The organism is Edaphobacter lichenicola (genome assembly GCF_014201315.1).
GTDB classification, from domain to species: Bacteria; Acidobacteriota; Terriglobia; order Terriglobales; family Acidobacteriaceae; genus Edaphobacter; species Edaphobacter lichenicola_B.
In genome coordinates this window covers 179,372-197,296 of the sequence record NZ_JACHDY010000006.1, presented here as the reverse complement: position 1 = coordinate 197,296, position 17,925 = coordinate 179,372, and the positions used below count along the sequence as shown (strand labels likewise).

The 17,925-nt window shown below is 61.9% G+C and carries 16 protein-coding genes and 1 tRNA gene; 13 read left to right on the top strand and 4 right to left on the bottom strand.

Annotation, left to right across the window (positions count from 1 at the left end; all coding sequences use genetic code 11):
• The first annotated feature begins 50 nt into the window (after nucleotides 1-50).
• The 13 genes from infB to HDF09_RS21190 all read left to right on the top strand — a co-directional run bounded on the left by infB (nucleotide 51) and on the right by HDF09_RS21190 (nucleotide 13,951).
• Nucleotides 51-3,257 carry a translation initiation factor IF-2 gene (gene infB / locus HDF09_RS18145; protein ID WP_183768877.1) on the top strand — a complete coding sequence of 1,069 codons (3,207 nt, stop codon included), beginning with the start codon at nucleotides 51-53 and terminating at the stop codon, nucleotides 3,255-3,257.
• Nucleotides 3,258-3,371: 114 nt separating this feature from the next.
• On the top strand, nucleotides 3,372-4,211 hold the full coding sequence (locus HDF09_RS18140; protein ID WP_183768876.1) for an FkbM family methyltransferase: 840 nt from the start codon (nucleotides 3,372-3,374) through the stop codon (nucleotides 4,209-4,211).
• A gap of 333 nt (nucleotides 4,212-4,544) precedes the next feature.
• Entirely contained in the window at nucleotides 4,545-5,789 is a 1,245-nt protein-coding gene (locus HDF09_RS18135; RefSeq protein WP_183768875.1) for a M24 family metallopeptidase, read from the top strand.
• Nucleotides 5,790-5,901: 112 nt separating this feature from the next.
• Entirely contained in the window at nucleotides 5,902-6,315 is a 414-nt protein-coding gene (locus tag HDF09_RS18130; RefSeq protein ID WP_183768874.1) for a DUF6677 family protein, read from the top strand.
• Nucleotides 6,312-6,488: a hypothetical protein gene (locus tag HDF09_RS18125; protein WP_183768873.1), complete on the top strand. Its 177-nt coding sequence runs from the start codon at nucleotides 6,312-6,314 to the stop codon at nucleotides 6,486-6,488. The genes HDF09_RS18130 and HDF09_RS18125 overlap by 4 nt, the downstream gene beginning before the upstream one ends.
• 117 nt (nucleotides 6,489-6,605) lie before the next feature.
• Nucleotides 6,606-6,689: transfer RNA gene (locus HDF09_RS18120), tRNA-Leu, on the top strand.
• A 36-nt stretch (nucleotides 6,690-6,725) separates the two neighbouring features.
• Entirely contained in the window at nucleotides 6,726-7,043 is a 318-nt protein-coding gene (locus HDF09_RS18115; protein WP_183768872.1) for a DUF3467 domain-containing protein, read from the top strand.
• 66 nt (nucleotides 7,044-7,109) lie between these two features.
• A complete protein-coding gene (locus HDF09_RS18110) occupies nucleotides 7,110-8,660 on the top strand; it encodes an ArnT family glycosyltransferase (RefSeq protein WP_183768871.1) in 1,551 nt (516 codons plus the stop codon).
• Nucleotides 8,661-8,751: 91 nt separating this feature from the next.
• Nucleotides 8,752-10,344 carry a tetratricopeptide repeat protein gene (locus HDF09_RS18105; protein WP_183768870.1) on the top strand — a complete coding sequence of 531 codons (1,593 nt, stop codon included), beginning with the start codon at nucleotides 8,752-8,754 and terminating at the stop codon, nucleotides 10,342-10,344.
• Nucleotides 10,341-11,648 (top strand): NfeD family protein, encoded by a 1,308-nt coding sequence (locus HDF09_RS18100; protein WP_183768869.1) that lies wholly within the window; start codon nucleotides 10,341-10,343, stop codon nucleotides 11,646-11,648. Before HDF09_RS18105 ends, HDF09_RS18100 begins: the two co-directional genes overlap by 4 nt.
• Before the next feature lie 82 nt (nucleotides 11,649-11,730).
• Complete coding sequence (locus HDF09_RS18095; RefSeq protein WP_183768868.1) at nucleotides 11,731-12,408, top strand: outer membrane beta-barrel protein; 678 nt, start codon at nucleotides 11,731-11,733, stop codon at nucleotides 12,406-12,408.
• A 77-nt stretch (nucleotides 12,409-12,485) separates the two neighbouring features.
• Entirely contained in the window at nucleotides 12,486-13,265 is a 780-nt protein-coding gene (locus HDF09_RS18090) for a slipin family protein (protein ID WP_179637228.1), read from the top strand.
• A 2-nt stretch (nucleotides 13,266-13,267) separates the two neighbouring features.
• Nucleotides 13,268-13,951 (top strand): SPOR domain-containing protein, encoded by a 684-nt coding sequence (locus tag HDF09_RS21190; protein WP_183768867.1) that lies wholly within the window; start codon nucleotides 13,268-13,270, stop codon nucleotides 13,949-13,951.
• On the opposite strand, the gene HDF09_RS18080 is transcribed toward HDF09_RS21190, so the two are convergent.
• Genes HDF09_RS18080 through dapF form a run of 4 tightly spaced genes read right to left on the bottom strand, consistent with a single transcriptional unit; the run spans nucleotide 13,930 to nucleotide 17,903 of the window.
• Nucleotides 13,930-14,664 (bottom strand): lysophospholipid acyltransferase family protein, encoded by a 735-nt coding sequence (locus tag HDF09_RS18080; protein ID WP_183768866.1) that lies wholly within the window; start codon nucleotides 14,662-14,664, stop codon nucleotides 13,930-13,932. The genes HDF09_RS21190 and HDF09_RS18080 overlap by 22 nt on opposite strands.
• A 44-nt stretch (nucleotides 14,665-14,708) precedes the next feature.
• Nucleotides 14,709-16,142: a UDP-N-acetylmuramate:L-alanyl-gamma-D-glutamyl-meso-diaminopimelate ligase gene (mpl, locus tag HDF09_RS18075; protein ID WP_183768865.1), complete on the bottom strand. Its 1,434-nt coding sequence runs from the start codon at nucleotides 16,140-16,142 to the stop codon at nucleotides 14,709-14,711.
• Between the two features lie 16 nt (nucleotides 16,143-16,158).
• Nucleotides 16,159-17,103 carry a S66 peptidase family protein gene (locus HDF09_RS18070; protein ID WP_311719919.1) on the bottom strand — a complete coding sequence of 315 codons (945 nt, stop codon included), beginning with the start codon at nucleotides 17,101-17,103 and terminating at the stop codon, nucleotides 16,159-16,161.
• Entirely contained in the window at nucleotides 17,100-17,903 is an 804-nt protein-coding gene (dapF, locus tag HDF09_RS18065) for a diaminopimelate epimerase (RefSeq protein WP_183768864.1), read from the bottom strand. Before dapF ends, HDF09_RS18070 begins: the two co-directional genes overlap by 4 nt.
• Nucleotides 17,904-17,925: the final 22 nt, after the last annotated feature.

The following is a 17,925-nucleotide window of genomic DNA, read 5'->3' as shown; positions in this document are numbered from 1 at the left end:
ATGAGGCTGCTATGAACAGCTAACCGCGCAGGGCAAGCGAAAAGGGACGGATGAGCAAAGTTCGAATTAACGATCTGGCACGAGAACTGGAAGTAAAGAGCAGGCCAATCCTGGACGCGCTCGAAGCCATTGGCGTGTCTGGAAAGACCCACTCCAGCTCGATTGAAGCCGATCAGGCCGAAAGAGTTCGGGATTACTTCAAGAACGGCGGAAGAAGCGGGGCCAGCCGGCAGCAGCAGCAGGCCGACAACAAGCCCAGGTTCGACCTCTCCAAGGTCTCCAAACCCGGCGATGCCCTCAAGGCGATTCTCGAGCGCAAACAAGCCGAGGCCACCGCCAAAGCCGCACCGCCGCCGCGCCCAACCGCCGTCGTTGCGCCGCCGCCCGCCTCAGCCCCGGTTGCAGCCGCATCGCCGCGCGTCGTCGCGGCACCGCACACCGCGGCCCCGGTCTCCTCTGCCGCACCTGCCCAGACTGGACCGGCAGCGCCTCGCCGCATCGTTCCTCTGCCCCGCCAGGGCGCAAATATCGTCGCTCCCGCGCCAGGCCCGGCCATCGCGACCAGGCCGCCCGTCGGCCCGGTCATCGCACGCCCGCCAGTCGCCGCTTCTCCAGTCGCCGTCTCTCCAGCCGCCGTGCCGCCATCGGCTGACCGCCCCGCGGTCGCATCCGCCCCCGTAGTGGCTGCTCCACCTGTAGCAAAGCCCGCACCTCCACCTGCCCCGGCCGCGGAAACAGCAACCGAGCCAAAGCCAACCCCGGCCCCGCCGGTCGAAGCGGGTCCCGCTGCACCGATCGTCGAAGCTCCAGCGCCCGTAGCCGAGGCTGAGACCGAAGCCGCTCCGGAAGCGCCGGCCCCGACTCCCGGCCCCCCAGCCCGTCGCGTCATCATGCCGCAGACCGGGCCCCGCCCCATCTACACCGCGCCTCCAGTCGCCCCCGGCACGCCGCAACGTGGCCGCCCCATCTTTGAGCGCCCCCGTCCGCAGTCGCCCGGCGCTCCCGGCTCCCGTCCCATGTCCTCGACGGCTCCCGGCGCACGCCGTCCGATGCACCCCACCCGCACCTTCCCCGGCGGCCCAGGAGGCCCCGGCGGTGCACCTGGCCGTCCCGGCTTTACCCCCGGCGCACGTCCCGGCTTCCCGGCGCGTCCCGGCTTCGGAGCCCGCCCAGGCGGCGGCCCCGGTGGTCCCGGCGGAGCCCCTGGCGTAATGCCCGGCCCTGGCGAAAAGCCGGGAATGCGTCCCGCAGCCCGCCCAGCCTCACGCCGCGGCGGACAGCGTTACGAGAAGACCAAAGAAGGCCCGATGAAGGGCTTCCAGCCGCCACCACGCTTCGGCGGCGCGCAGATCTCCCGCGAGCCGGTGCCGATCACCCGCACCATCACAGTCACCGAAGGCATCAGCGTCAAGGATCTCGCCGAAAAGCTCGACGTTCGCGGCAAGGACCTCATCGCCACCCTCCTCATGAAGGGCGTCTTCGTCACCGTCAACCAATCCCTCGAGGGCGAGCTGGTCAAGGACGTTGCCCGCCAGTTCGGCGCCGACGCCACCATCATCTCGGTCGAAGAGCAGCTCGAAAACGAGGCCATCGAAGGCTTCCTCGAAGACACCACCGGCATGGTCGAAGTCGTTCGTTCGCCTGTCGTCACCGTCATGGGCCACGTCGACCACGGCAAAACCTCGCTCCTCGACGCCATCCGCTCCACCGACGTCGCCGGCGGCGAAGCCGGCGGCATCACCCAGCACATCGGCGCCTACAAGGTCAAAATCACCAAGCCCGACTCTCCCGCCTTCGGTCGCGAGATCGTCTTCCTCGACACCCCAGGCCACGAGGCCTTTACCCGCATGCGTGCCCGCGGAGCCAAGGTCACCGACATCGTCGTCATCGTCGTTGCAGCAGACGACGGCGTCATGCCCCAGACCCTCGAAGCCATCGACCACGCCCGCGCAGCCAACGTGCCGATCATCGTCGCAGTCAACAAGATCGACAAGCCCGAGGCCAACCCCTCCAAGGTCATCCAGCAGCTCACCGCGCGCGGCCTTCAACCCTCCAACATGGGTGGCGACACCGAGTTCGTCGAAGTCTCCGCGAAGAAGCACCTCAACCTCGACAAGCTCGAGGAGATGATCTGCCTCGTAGCCGACGTCAACGAACAAAAAGCCCAGCCCGACCGTCCCGCCGTCGGAACCGTCATCGAAGCCAAACTCGATCGCGGCCGCGGCGCCGTCGCCAGCATCCTCGTACAGAACGGAACCCTCCGCACCGGAGACAGCTACATCGTCGGCAACACCTTCGGCAAAATTCGCGCCATGTTCGACGACCGTGGCCGTCCCATCACCGAAGCCGGCCCATCCACCCCGGTCGAAATCCTCGGCCTCGAGGGCATGCCCGACGCAGGCGACACCTTCCTCGTCATGGCTGACCGCGACAAGGCCAAGGGCATCGCTCAGTACCGCAAGATGAAGGAGCGCGAAGCCCAGCTCGCCAAGAGCTCCCGCGTCTCGCTCGAAGGGCTCGCCGAGCAGATCAAGCAGGCCGGCATGAAGGACCTCAACCTCATCATCAAGGGCGACGTGCAAGGTTCCGTCGAGGTCATCGCCGACACACTCGAGCGCATGTCTACCGAGAAGGTCCGCGTTCGCGTCCTCCACTCCGGGGTCGGCGCCATCACCGAGTCCGATGTCCTCCTGGCCTCTGCCTCGAACGCCGTCGTCATCGGCTTCAACGTCCGCCCCGATCGCAAGTCTGCCGAGATCGCCGAGCGCGAAAACGTCGAGATTCGTCTGCACTCCATCATCTACGAGCTGCAGGACGAGATCACCAAGGCGATGTACGGCCTCCTCGAACCAGTCTTCAAGGAGAACTACGCCGGCCGCGCCGAAGTGCTCAACGTCTTCAAGATCACCAAGGTCGGCCAGATCGCCGGCTGCCGTGTCACCGACGGCCTCATCAAACGCGATCAGCAGGTACGTCTGCTTCGCGACGGCGCCGAAGTATGGAAGGGCAAGATTGCCTCCCTCAAGCGCTTCAAGGACGACGTCTCCGAGGTCCGTCAGGGCGTCGAGTGCGGTATCGATCTCGCAGGACACAAGGACATCCGTGTCGGCGACGTCATCGAGTCCTTCACCACCGAAACCCTCGCCGCCGAGCTCGGCCAGAACTCTGCCGCAGCCCGAAAAGCAGAGAAGGCCGAGAAGGAACGCGAAGCAGCCACCGCAGCCGCAGCCCACGCGGAAAACTCAGTCAACGCCTAACCAAACCCATCACGTAACACACAAAAGGCCGGGAGCAATCCCGGCCTTGCTTTCGTCATCGTGCAGCCAACCGACATCTCACGTTAGCGATCGTCTTGTATTATGGAGCCACCCATGGCCCAACAACTCAGACGCCTCGCCGACGACGTAATTCAAACCTGGCACACCATGCCAAAGTCCCAGGCGCTGCGCTGGTATGGCGCCGTCCTGCAGAACGCCCCCACCGTTCTGCGAGAGCGCAAATTCTACTCCGCCGATCACGCCATGCGCGGCGTCCTGCGCTTTCACCTGCTCGGGCGCGACCTCGACGTAGATGTAAACGCAATCAACACCACGGCCGGAAACGGCTACGCCTTCCTGCGAGAGTTTTTCGTCCGTCGAATTTATTTCCGGGAGTTCAAACAGCTCAACTTCGACACTTGCCTCGATCTTGGCTGCAACACCGGCGTCGTCACCAGCCTCTTGAAGCAGCTGGCAGGTCCCGGCGGTAAGGTCGTCGGCATCGATCCCCTCACCTACCCCGACAACACCTTTCGCGCAAAGCTGGACACCGTACCCGGGCTGACGATTCATCAAGGCGTCCTCTGCGGAGAGTCCCTCCGTCACGACTCCGACGCGCTCCACGCCATGTGCGACCCCTACGACTTCGACAGCAACCTGGCCATCACGGTTGAAGAGTTGATGAAGACCTACGGCATCCAACACGTCGACTTCCTGAAGATGGACATCGAGGGCGCAGAGTTCGCCATCTTTCGCGACTCGGTGCAATGGCTCGACGCGGTCGACAATTTAGCGATGGAGGTCCATAACACCGTCGGCGACCCAACCGAAATCATCCTGCGCCTCCAGCAAAAAGGCTTCCGCGTAAAGTGGCTCGACGACGCCGGCTACCCCGCAGATCAGCGCAACGCAGGATATATCTACGCCTCCAAAATCGGCTCACTCAAAGACTAGAACTCCTTCAGGCAACCAATCCATTGCCTTTGCTTTTGCCATTATCTTTTGCTCAGCTAACTAGCTAACTAGCTAACTAGCTAACTAGCTAACTAGCTAACTAGCTAACTAGCTAACTAGCTAACTAGCTAACTAGCTAACTAGCTAACTCGCTAACTCGCCGCTTTCCACAGCAAAAACCTTGACATGCCTGATAACCTTAAAGCTGAAGAAGAAGCCCGGCCAACAGCCGGGCCTTTGCATTTAAACCGCGAAGACTTGACCAGTAAGTCCAGACTCATGTCTTCTGGTTTGAAGACTTTGCGCACTTTTCACCCCAGGAGGGGAGGTACCATGCCGAACGTCGTCACCGACACCCAGAGCCAGACCAGATTCGACCTCTCCGCCATCCAGCAAGCCCTCCGAGAAAATAAAATCGACGGCTGGCTCTTCTACGACCACCACCACCGCGACCCCCTCGCCTACTCGATCCTCGGCCTCGACCCCAACGCCCACGTCACCCGCCGCTGGTTCTACTTCATCCCCGCGAACGGCGAGCCGAAGAAGTTGGTCCATCGCATCGAAGCCGGACGACTCGACTCCCTGCCCGGCACAAAGTCCGTCTACTCCTCCTGGCAGGAGCTCGAAGCGCAGATCGAAGCTCTCCTCGCAGGCCAGACCAAGCTCGCCATGCAGTACTCCCCGCGCAACGCCATCATGTACGTCTCCATGGTCGACGCCGGCACCATCGAGCTCCTCCGCAGTCTGGGCAAAGAGATCGTCAGCTCAGCCGACCTCGTAAGCCACTTCGAAGCCGTCCTCACCGACGCCCAACTCGCCACCCACTACGTCGCGCAGCGACACATCGACGAGATCCTCGCCGCAGCGTGGAATGAGATCGGCACCCGCGCACGATCCGGCGGCGGCCACTCCAATGGAACCGACGAACACACCATGGTGCAGTACCTGCAGGAGGCGATGGCGCGCGTCGGACTCGACTGGGAGCACGGCCCCAACGTCAGCGCCGGCCCCAACTCTGCCGACTCCCACTACGAGTCCACCGCCGCCAGCTCCCGCCCCATCCGCAATGGCGACTTCGTCCTCATCGACATCTGGGCAAAGCTCAAAGACGACCCCACCGCCGTCTGGTACGACATCACCTGGACCGGCGTCGTCGGCCGCGAGCCCACCGAACGTGAGCACCTCATCTTCAACACCGTCCGCGACGCCCGCGACGCCTCCATCAAAGTCGTGCAGGACGCCTTCGCCGCCAATCAACCCATCGCCGGCTGGCAGGCCGACGACGCCTCGCGCAACCTCATCCGCAAAGCCGGCTTCGGCGAATGGTTCACCCACCGCACCGGCCACAACATCGGCACCGTCCTCCACGGCAACGGCGCAAATCTGGACAATCTCGAAACCCACGACGAGCGCCTGATCCTCCCCAACACCTGCTTCTCCGTCGAACCCGGACTCTACTTCCCCGGCCGCGCCAGCGATCCCAACGCATTCGGCATCCGCAGCGAGGTCGACATGATCGCCCGCAGAGGCAAAGCCGCAGTCACCGGCCGCATCCAGACCGAACTCGTCAGAATCTAGCCGCAGAGTCTGGCGGCAGAGTCTTCAACGAATTCGCCACACGGGAAGCCACTCGTCGGTGGCTCGGTGAGCCACAAATTAGTAGCCCGCAACTGGTATCATCAAGATTGAAATGACGACGAACGTACAAGCTCCGGCGCAGGTCGCTGGCAAATCTTCTTCGATGCCAACGATGGTCCTCATCGCCGGCTGGCTCATCCCCGGCGCAGGTCATCTCCTGCAACGCAAATGGATACGCGGCGGCCTCCTGATGGTCTCGATCGTCGCGATGTTCACCATCGGCCTCGCTCTCAAGGGCAAGATCTACTCGCCCAACACCGGCGACCTGCTCGACATTCTCAACTTCGCCGGCGACCTCGGCAACGGTCTGCTCTACGTCCTCGCTCGCATCTTCGATCTCGGCCAGGTCACCGTGCAGGTAGCCACCGCCGACTACGGAACCAAGTTCATGGTGGTAGCCGGCCTCCTCAACATCATCTCCGCCGTCGACGCGCACTCGCTGGCCACCGGGAGGAAACGCTCGTGACCATCTCGCACTTCGGAGCAGTCCTGCTCTTCGCTCTCTTTACCTCAATCGTCTTTGGCATCACGCAGCGCTCCGAACCCCGTACGATGATCCGCTTCGGAGCCTTCTGCTTCGTGCTCTTCGTCGGAGGCACTATCGCGGCCAGCTGGATCATGTGGCTCATCAAGCATTGAGCGGGGCACTGATCGCCTCTCTTCCCACCGATAACGTTGCAATCAACACCCCTTTGCCATAGGCTGGTGGTGGCACTCAAGTTCTTCGCACACCACCACGGTGTAGCCACGAAGAATGCGGGAGTGGCGAAATGGCAGACGCACTTGGTTTAGGTCCAAGCGGAGAAATCCGTGGGGGTTCGAGTCCCTTCTCCCGCACCAATATCTGAAAAGCAACCCAACCCCGAAAGAGATTCGATGAGCCCGCAGAACCCCAATCACCCCCAGGACAAACAGCCCCAGCTCAAGCTCACCAGCACCGCAGACTACCGTGACGGCTACGCCAACAGCGTGCAGGTCCGCATGAGCGTCTGGGACTTCTTCCTCGTCTTCGGCACCATGAGCCAGGACAACCCCGAAGAATTGAACGTGAAAAACTTTCAGGGCATCTATCTCAGCCCCCAGCAGGCAAAGGCCCTCTGGAACGTGCTCGGCCATAATCTCGCCCAGTACGAGCAGACCTTCGGCTCCATCACACTCGAGCAACTTCCCCAGCCCGAAGGTCCCGTCAACTAAAGCGTGCGACCCCAAAGCAGCACTGACGAAGACGGGCAGCGAGCTTTCGAGAACATCCCCCTCTGGATGCTCTATCCGCTCTTTTTCGTCGCCGTCTATCTCTCGCACTTTCGCCTCCTTCGCCTCCCTTACTTCTGGGACGAAGGAGGCTACTACATTCCCGCCGCGTGGGACTTCTTCCGTACCGGCACCCTGATCCCGCAGAGCACCGTCACCAACGCTCACCCGCCGCTTCCTTCGATCCTCCTCGCCGCCTGGTGGCACCTCTCCGGATACGTCGTCAGCGGCACGCGCACGCTGGTTTGCATGGTCGCCGCAGCTGGTCTGCTCGGTGTCTTCAAGCTTGCGAGAACGCTGACTAACACCACAGTCGCTGCAGTCACGGTCTTACTCACCGCGATCTATCCCATCTGGTTCGCACAGAGCACACTCGCTCACGCTGATATCTTCGCCGCAGCCTTCACGCTCTGGGGGCTGACCTTCTACTTCAACCAGAACTCCGCAGAGGCGCCGTCGAGACTCGCGCTGAATCCTATCTATCCGATCTACGCCGCAGTGATGTTCTCTCTCGCTGCGCTGTCGAAAGAGACATCCATCGTCACGCCAGTAGCGCTTGTCCTGTGGGAGACAACCCTCCTTCTGCAGAATCGCCGCGAGCCTCTGTCACGCAGACTCCACTCCTCCTGGATCGTCGCACTCCTGACTCCAATCCTGCCGCTCGCCGCCTGGTATGCGTATCACTATCACCACACCGGCTTCGTCTTCGGCAATCCGGAGTTCCTCCGCTACAACGCCACCGCAAACCTCGACGCCTACCGCATCGCCCTCTGTCTCTGGCATCGCCTCCTCCACCTCTTTGCGCACATGAACATGTTCGTACCCGTCGTGTGCATGATCGCCGCGATGTTCCTCCCCGTCGCCGCAACCAATAAGCGACTCCCCATCTCTCGCCCAGCCCTCAAAGCCATCGGCGTGATCCTCCTTGCCAACTGGATCGCCTTCTCCATCCTCGGCGGCGCGCTGCTCACACGCTATCTGCTCCCGATGTACCCGCTCATCCTGCTGGTCTGCGTCAGCACCTGGCGCCGCCGCCTTCCCGAGCGATGGCTCCTCCTCGCCGCCCTGAGCGCAGCAGCGTTCCTCGCCGGCATTTGGATCAACCCGCCCTATGCCTTCGCGCCCGAGGACAACCTCACCTACCGCGACTTCATCGTCCTCCATCAGCAGGCGGTCCGCTTCATCGACCTGAAATACCCTCAGGCGACGGTACTCACGGCATGGCCTGCGACCTCAGAGCTTAACCGTTCTGAGCTCGGCTACACCAATCATCCCGTCAAGACCACGCCCATCCTGAACTTTTCGCTAGACCAGATCGGAAAAGCAGCCGCCGATCCTGGGAGTTACGATGTAGCGCTCATCTTCTCCACCAAGTGGGCTCCCCCTGCGAATCGCGTAAACCTCGGCCGGCAGAACGAGTCTGCGGACACGAAGTACTTCGACTTCCATCGCGACCTCTCCCCCTCCGAAGTCGCGACGATCCTCCACGGCGAAGTCGTCTGGCAGGCGCACCGCAGAGGGGAGTGGGCCGCTGTACTCCACTTCCCCCCGTATCGTTGAAGCGTCCCTCCTTCCGCCGCAGAAACCCTGACCCTCTATACTCATATCTGTGACGAAGCGCCTTCAAGTTCGCTCGATCCTCCAACGGCCAATGCTCCTTTCGCTGCTTCTGCTCTGCAGCATTGCCGGAGTCTCCCAATCTGCGGAAACAGCTGACACCGGTGGCCGCGTCGTTCTTGTTCTTCCCTTCGACAATCGTTCCGGACAGGCAGCCCTGGCGTGGGTCGGTGATTCGTTTCCCGATACGTTGAATCAGCGCCTCACCTCCGCGGGCTTCCTCACGATTACTCGCGAAGACCGCCAGTACGCGCTCGACCATCTCGGCCTGCCCATCGACTTCAGGCCGTCGCGCGCGACCACCATTCGCATCGCGCAAAATCTCGACGCCGACTTTGTCATTGTAGGCAGCTTCAACGTCATCAACGGCCGCATCGCGGTGCAGGCGCAGGTGCTCGAGGTCAAAAACCTCAGACTCTCCGCGCCATTGCAGGATTCGAGCGAACTCAATCGTCTCTTCGACGTCGAAAACGCCATTGCGTGGAAGGTCGCGCGCCAGATCGATCCTCACTTCAACGTAGCCCAGCAGACCTTTCTTGCAGCCTCGGGCGGAGTCCAGCTAAGCGCCTTTGAGAACTACATTCGCGGCACCGACGCGCCAACCTCGCAGGAGAGGGTCAAGCGCCTCCAGGCAGCCATCGCGGCGAACCCGAACTATCCCGCAGCCCTTCTCGCTCTTGGCAAGGCCCAGTACGCGGAGCGAGAGTACGACCAGGCCGCGGCTACGTTTGCGAAGATCCCCCCGACCGACCGGCGCGCTCTCGAAGCAGGGTTCTATATCGGCCTCTCCCGCTTCAACACCGCCAAGTACGCCGAGGCCGAATCAGCCTTCTCCTTCGTCGCCAGCCGGCTTCCGCTCCCCGAGGTCGTCAACAATCAGGCCGTCGCCTCCAGCCGTCAGGGCCACAACGCCGTTCCTCTCTTTCAGCGCGCTTCGATGGCCGATCCCAACGACCCGGACTACCACTACAACCTCGCCGTCGCCCTATTTCGCCAGGGCGACTTCGCAGGAGCCAAGCGCGAAGTGGACCTGACCCTCAAGCTGCGACCAGCAGACACGGAAGCCGCACAACTCAAAACCAGCATCAGCGCAGGGCGGAGACCTCCGACTCCAACCGCCTCTGCAACAGACACCGAAGCCTCGTCTGACTTCGATCCCCTCGAGCGCATCCGGCGCACCTACTCGGAGGCTTCCTTCCGGCAGGCTGCCTTTCAACTCGATCAAATGCGCGCCATGCGTCTGGCCACCCTGCCACCAGCGGAACAGGCTGCCGAGTACACGCGTCAAGGCCACGAGTATCTCTCGCAAGGTCTGGTCCCCGAAGCCGAGCAGGAGTTCCAGACCGCAATCGCAGCGGACTCTGCCAGTGCAGAAGCTCACGCCGGCCTCGCCCAGGTACGGGAGCGCAGCGGCAATGCAGCCGACGCCCGCGCCGAGGCTCAGAGTTCCATCATGCTGCGCCCAAACGTCCCGGCTTATCTCGTTCTCGCGCGTCTTGATCTCCAGACCAACGACCCGTCAGCGTCAGCGAGCAACGTCAGCAAGGCGCTAAAACTCGACCCGATGAACTCTGCCGCGCAAGGCATGCGTCAGGCCCTGCAGGCACGCGGACAGAGCCTGCCATGAACTCCCCCGCAAGAGTCGCCCTCTCCCTTTTGATGGCGATCTACTGCGTTCTGCCTGGCAAGCTCTTTGCCGCATCCGGCACCGTCGTCAAACTCACCATCCACGACACCATCCAGCCCATCACCGCGGACTATCTCCAGCGCGGCCTCCACGAAGCGGCAAGCCAACACGCCGAAGCTGTCCTGATCTCCCTGGGCACCCCCGGCGGCCTGCTCGAGTCCACCCGCGTCATGGTTCAGGCCATCGAAAACTCGCCCGTCCCCGTAATCATCTTCATCTCCCCAACAGGCAGCAGAGCAGGCTCGGCCGGCTTCTTCCTCCTCGAATCAGCCGACATCTCCGCAATGGCCCCCGGAACCAACGCAGGCGCGGCTCACCCCATCGTCGAAGGCCGCCAGCTCGATCCCATCCTCAAAGAAAAGATCGAGAATGACGCTGCCGCCTTCCTGCGCTCCTTCACCTCCCGCCGCAGCCGCAACGTCGCTGCCGCCGAGGACGCCGTCCGCAACTCAAAGTCCTACAGCGACGAAGAGGCTCTCAAACTGAACCTGATCGACCTGGTCTCCGCCGACGACGCCTCCCTGCTCAAAGCCCTCGACGGCCGCACGATCCATCGCTTCGATGGCACCACCCAGACCCTGCATCTCCAGGGCACACAGATCATCTCCACGGCCCCCTCCCAACGCGAGCGCCTGCTCAGCAAACTCACCAACCCTGACATCGCGGTGCTCTTGCTAGTCCTCGGCGCGCTTCTCATCTACCTCGAGTTCAACGTCCCCGGCACCGTCGTCCCGGGCTCCATCGGCACACTCTTCGTGCTCCTCGGTCTCTTCGGGCTAAACCTTCTCCCCGTCCGGCACACAGCGATCGTTCTTCTGTTGGCCGCCGTCGTCATGATGGTCCTCGAAGCCAAGTTCAGCAGTCACGGCGTGTTAGCAGCAGTCGGCATCGCCGCGCTCATCTTCGGCCTTGCCACCTTGGTCGACGGCCCCATCCCCGAGCTCCGCGTCCATCTCGCAACCGCCCTGGGCGCGGGCCTCGGCTTCGGCAGCATCTCCTTCGGCCTGGCCTGGATAGCGCTTCGTGCCCGTCGCGGCAAGGTCCTCACCGGCCCGCAGGCCATGATCGGCGGCACCGCCATCGCCCGCACCCCCCTCTGCCCCGCCGGCCAGGTGGAGATCCGCGGCGAGCTCTGGCAGGCCTCCCTCCGGGGCCAGGACTCACTCCCCGTAGGCTCTCTGGTCTCAGTGCGCGACCTCGACGGCCTGACCCTGATCGTCGAACCCGCCAATAAGCCCGTTTGACGCATCGTCGAAGCCCCCATCAGCCTCCGCGCCAGAGTAGACTGAAAGAACAGTAGTTTTTGGATAAGGGAGTCTTTTCTTGATGTTGAATGTGTCTCGCCCGACCTGGGTTCGGAACGTTGTACTTTGCCTGCTGCTCCCCGCGGCCGGATTAACCGCCAACGCACAGGCCACCCCACAATCGGGCCTGGACCGTCAACTCTCCCGCCTCGACATCGGCGTGGTCGCCTCCGCCATCCTCAACAGAGACTCCAACGGCACCGTAGTCATCAACACTGTTCCGACGGCAGTTAATCTCCACCCCGGCAATACCGTAGGTCCTCTGGTAACGATCCGCTACACCGTCAAGCCGTACGTCGGATTCGAGTTCAACTATGGATACGCCCGCTACACCCAGACCTTCACGCCCTTTGGAGCGACACCGGTAGGTGGAGTCCAGCAGAACGCCTCGGAGTATACCTTCGGTTACGTCGCCCACTTCCGTCGCGAGTTTCACGGAATCGCACCTTTCGCCGGTGGCGGCGCCGGCACAATCGCCTTCCGCCCCACGCCCGGCGGCGGCGAAGGCCTGGCGCCGCAGGCACGCGCCACCTACTACTACAACGTCGGCGGCGACTACATGCTGAACAAACACTTCGGCGCGCGCGCTGAGTTCCGCCAGCAGTTCTTCAAGGCGCCAGACTTCGAAACCAACTACCTCACCATCCAGAAGCGCACCACCGAGCTCCAACCCGGATTCGGCTTTTTCTTCCGCTTCTAGCCAATAGCACCGGCCGCCGCTGCGCCTGCTTTACAATCGCAGCGGCGGCAGCAGTCTGGCCGACAGAGGTCTTACCCATGATGTCTCTCCCGCTCCTCTTTGCCATCGTCATCGTAGTTCTCTACCTGGTCAACTCCCTCAACATCCTCAAAGAGTACGAGCGAGGCGTCATCTTCCGTCTCGGACGGGTCAAGCAGGCAGCCGCGGGCCCAGGTCTCATCTGGATCTTCCGCCCCCTCGACCAGATCGTCCGCGTCAGCCTCCGCCAGGAGGCGATGGAGGTTCCCCCTCAGGACGTCATCACCCGCGACAACGTCACCCTCAAGGTCAACGCCGTCATCACCCTCCGCGTCGTCGACCCCACCAAGGCCGTCATCGAAGTCGCCAACTATATCTATCAAACCTCACAGTTCGCCCAGACCACCCTGCGTTCGGTCCTCGGTGAAGTCGACCTCGACGGCCTTCTCGCCCACCGCGAAGCCCTCAACATCCGCATCCAGACCATCATCGACGGTCACACCGCCCCCTTCGGAGTCAAGGTCGTCTCCGTCGAAGTCAAACAGGTCGACATGCCCGAGTCCATGCTGCGCGCCATGGCCAAGCAGGCCGAGGCCGAGCGCGAACGCAGGGCCAAGATCATCCACGCCGAGGGAGAGTTCAACGCCGCCGCCAAGCTCGTCGAGGCCGCCCAACTCATGGCCACCCAGCCCATGACCCTCCAGCTTCGCTACCTCCAGACCCTCACCGAGATAGGTGTCGAGAAAAATACCACCATAGTATTTCCCCTTCCAATGGAGCTGATGAACCTGTTCAATAAGACATTCACGCCCGACACGGCGTTGGAGAAGAAGGTCTGACCGTGAACAGCCGCTACCAAACCGACGACGACTTGCAGGATCTTCACGACTCTCGCGAACAGGATCGCGAGATCTCGCTTGGCACCACCACCATCCTTGGCATCTTCTTCGTACTCGGTCTACTCTGCGCGGTCTTCTTCGGCTTCGGCTACTCGCTGGGCAGACGTTCGGCCCCGCCTGTAGCCACCACAGCGGAGAACACCAGCTCAAACCCGGAGTCCACCGCCTCCAAACCCTCTCCCGGAAGCCTCGCAGCTCACGCAGCATCCCCCTTGCCAGTGATCGTTGCCGAGGACGCGAGTCAACGCTCCAGCCTTCCAGACGCTTCAGCAACACAACCCACGGAAGCAACCCAGCCCGCTCCCACACCTGCCAGGGCCAAGGCCGTAGCCGCAGACTTTCGCCCCGAACCAGCCATCAAGCCAACCGGCAGGCCCGCAGCGGTGGCTCCCATCCCATCCGCCGCACAAGGTGGAGCGATCGTCCAGGTAGCCGCCGTCTCTCACCAGGAGGACGCCGACGTTCTCGTCAATGCCTTGAAGCAACGCGGCTACAGCGTAACCATCCACAAGGAGCCGCAGGACAAGCTGCTCCACGTGCAGATCGGGCCCTTCTTCGTCAAGAAAGATGCCGACGCCATGCGGCAGCGTCTTCAGACAGACGGTTACAACGCCATCGTCAAGTAGTCCGCCGGCTGCATCTCCGGCGGCAGCGCCGCTGCAATCGCATTCCTGACTGCCCGCATCAGCTCCTCTCGCGTCTCATAGTCCGAAGGCTCGATAGCCGGAAGCAGTTGAACCCGCGCCAACCCAGGCGTAATCGCGTTGCTGCCCTTTCGCATCATCGTCTGCGTTCCCGAAATAGCAATCGGAACAATGAGAGCCTTCGTCTCCTGCGCCAGAAAAAATGGCCCCTTCTTGAAGGTTGAGAGTCGCCCATCCGGCGAGCGCGTTCCCTCCGGATAGACCAGGATGTGCAGCCCGGAGCGAAGCGCATCCCCTGCAGCCGCTACACTGGCCTGAGCAGCATCGCGGCGGCTCCCCCGCTCCACCGGCACAAACTTCGCCAGCCGCATCGCCTTTCCCAGGATGGGGATATTCATCAGCTCCTGCTTCAGCAGCACCGAGCTGCGCCCCGGCAGAAGCGGAATCGTGACCGGAGGATCAAGATTCGAGACATGATTGCTCATAAAGATGCAGCTGCGTCCTGCTGGAATATTTTCAACCCCGCTGATGTCGATCTTAATTCCCGCAGCGCGTACCCCCGCGTTCGTGATCCACATCGCAACGCGATAGAGCCTGCTAACGTCTCCAACCAGCAGCGTGTAAGGGATGCCAATGATCCCGGTGATTGGACCGAGGGCGAGATAAACAAAGACGAGCTTCAGGGTTGCGAACATTCCATCTTCAAGGATACCAGCCGCAGCGGGCCTCTACCGCGGCCTTACCTGCTTGTAGTCCGGCCCGCAATCGCCGCCGGAAGCTTCGCGTAGATATTCCCGAATCCTCCGTTGGAGAGAATCGCAACCACGTCTCCCTCACGCAACTCCGGCACCACAGCTTTCACAATCGCGTCGGCATCCGCCAGCAGACTCGCAGGAACTCCGCGTGCATTCAAAGCACTCACCACATGCTCAGGATGCAATCGCTCGTCCGCCGGAATGCTCTCCGATTTGAACACCGAAGCCAGCACAACGCGGTCCGCAAGCGCAAGGCTATCCACCAGATCCAACTCAAAGACGTTCCGCCGAAGAGTATTCGACCGTGGCTCCAGCACAGCCCACAGACGCCGGTTAGGATACGACTCCCGCAGCGCCCGCAGTGTCTCACGAATCGCCGTCGGATGATGCGCAAAGTCGTCGATCACGGTTACGCCCCCGACCACCGAACGCACCTCCAGCCTGCGCTTCACACTCTTGAAGGTCGCCAGTGCCTCGACGATCGCCTCAACCGGAACACCCTGCCCCGCCGCCAGCGCCGCAGCAGCAGTAGCATTGAGCGCGTTATGCGCTCCTGCCATCGGCAGGCTCAGTTTGGCGAACGGAGCACCCGCGCGTGTCACCGTCCAGCGAGTCAACGCCCCCTCATGCCGCAGATCCGCAAGACGCCAGTGCGACAGAGGATCGAAGCCATAACGCTCCACCGCGCAGAAGGCCCTCTCGACGCACTCACTCACGTTCTCACTGCCATCGAACGCAACAATCCGCCCCCGCCCCGGCACAAGATTGACCAGCCGCTTGAACGCAGTCTTCACCGCAGACAGATCCGCATAGATATCCGCATGATCGAACTCGACGTGAGTCAAAATCAATGCGTCGGGAAAGTAATGAAGAAACTTCGGCCCCTTATCGAAGAAGGCGGTGTCGTACTCATCACCCTCCAGCAAAAACGGCCTGGTCGAACGAACCATAAAGCTCGTCCCGAAGTTCTCCGCAACGCCACCAATCAGAAACGACGGCGCCAGCGCAGGATTTTGTCGCGACGCAACCTCATAGATCCACGCCAGCATGCTCGTAGTCGTCGTCTTACCATGCGTGCCGGCAACAACCAACGACTCCCGCCCCGGCAAAAACTCATCATGCAGAATCGAGGCCATCGAGCAGAATGGAATACGCGTATCCAGCACATATTCAAGCTCGACGTTCCCCCGCGAGATCGCATTTCCCACCACAACTAGGTCCGGCCTCGGCGCCAGGTTGCTCTCCGAAAAAGGCTCATGAATCGGAATCTTGAGCGACGCAAGCAGATCGCTCATCGGCGGATAGGCCGCCGTATCCGACCCTGTCACACGGTGCCCCTGCAACTGCAGCATTCCAGCCAGCGAAGCCATCGCCGTACCGCAGATGCCGATCAGATGAATGTGTTTGGAATTTTGCATGTCGCGAGACTCCAGCCTAACCGTTGACCGCTGCTTCGAGAAGGTGCATCCGCGGATTCCTCGCATCAGAGAGATCCAGTCTCGCGGCGACACCCAGCGGAAGCGTGACGTTATACGTGCTCACATGCCCGCATCGCAGCCCGACGGCGATCGGACCATCAAACTCGCGAAGCGCATGAAGAATCGCCTGCTCCAGATAATCCGCTTCCTCCGGCGAAACGTTTTGTCCCATATCCCCAAAGACGATCCCAGTCACGTGCTCAAGAATCCCCGCATAGCGAAGATGGAGCAGCATACGGTCCCACTGATACGGCTTAGTTCCGATATCCTCAAGAAAAAGAATGCTCTTCCTTTCAATGTGCGGAGCATACGGAGTACCGAGCCCCTCCGCGAAGATGGAAAGACATCCGCCCGCGACCCAGCCCTCAGCCTGCCCCGCACGCAAGACGCGAAGCCCCTCCGCTTCTCCAAGCGCCCAGGCATGATCGCCCGTCAGACTATGCTGCCAACTCGCGAGGTCCACGCCATCCTCTCGCGAAAAATCAGCCGCCACCATCGGCCCATAGAACGTAGTAAGATTCGCCTCGTTGTGGAGCCAGCAATGAAGCGAGGTATGGTCGCTGTACCCGATAAACGGCTTGGGATTCGAGCGAATCAGCTTCGCATCAAGATGAGGCAGCAACTCCGCCGATCCCCAACCGCCCCGCGTGCAGACGATGCCATCGATCTCCGGATTCGCAAACGCCGCATGAAGGTCCCGCAGCCGATCTTCCAGTTTGCCCGCATAGTACAGCGGCCCGCTATCCAGCGCGTGCGGACTAAGTACAGTCTTGTACCCAAGCCGCTGCAAGTAGGCCATGCCGCGCTCCACCAACTCCGGCTTCGGAGTACTCGCCGGCGACAAGACCGCAAGGGTCGCGCCCGAACGCAGCACACGAGGTTTGAAAAGGGGAGTTGTCACAGAGCCGCAACCTCGCCATGACAGATAATCTCCGCCGGCCCCGTCAACCGCATCACCGCATCGTTCGAAGACCACACCGTTTGCTGCGGACCTCCCTCTGCAACCGCAGTCAACTCCCGCTCCACCCCACGAAGCACCATCGCCGCAGCCGAAGAGGCGCATGTTCCCGTCCCGGAAGAGGTCGTAGGCCCACAGCCTCGCTCAAAGATGCGAAACGCAATCTCCGAAGGCGAAAGAATCCGAACAAACTCAACGTTGGTCCCATGCGGAAACAGTGGGCTCACGCTGATCTGCGCCCCTAGCTCCTGCCAATTCAAGCCATGCGCGCTGAAATCGTCGCTCTCGACAAAGAGAACGAAGTGAGGGTTCCCAACATTCACCATCGCCCCCGGCACCTCACCCACCCCCGGCATCACAATCGTGCGCTGCATCACGCGCGGAACGCCCATCTCGCTCTCGATCAGATAGAGCGGATCGTTCGACTCGATCACATGACAAGTACGCAAGCCACCGTGAGTGCCAAGCGCAACCTCCTGCCTCCCCTCGCTGCTCGCCAGCCAAGCGGCCACACAACGTGTTCCATTGCCGGAGAGCTCCGCCTCGCTGCCATCCGCATTGAAGAGCCGCAGAAAAAATTCGCCGTTCGCCGTTCGATCAAGAAACTCAATACCATCCGCGCCAACACTGGTGTTCCGCGCACACAGCTTACGAGCAAGCTCAGCATGGCGGCGCTGCGCCAGCGGCTCCTCGATGATCAGAAAGTCATTACCGCAGGCATGCGCTTTGACGAAGGAAATCATGTGCTCCTATTCTGCCTCAATG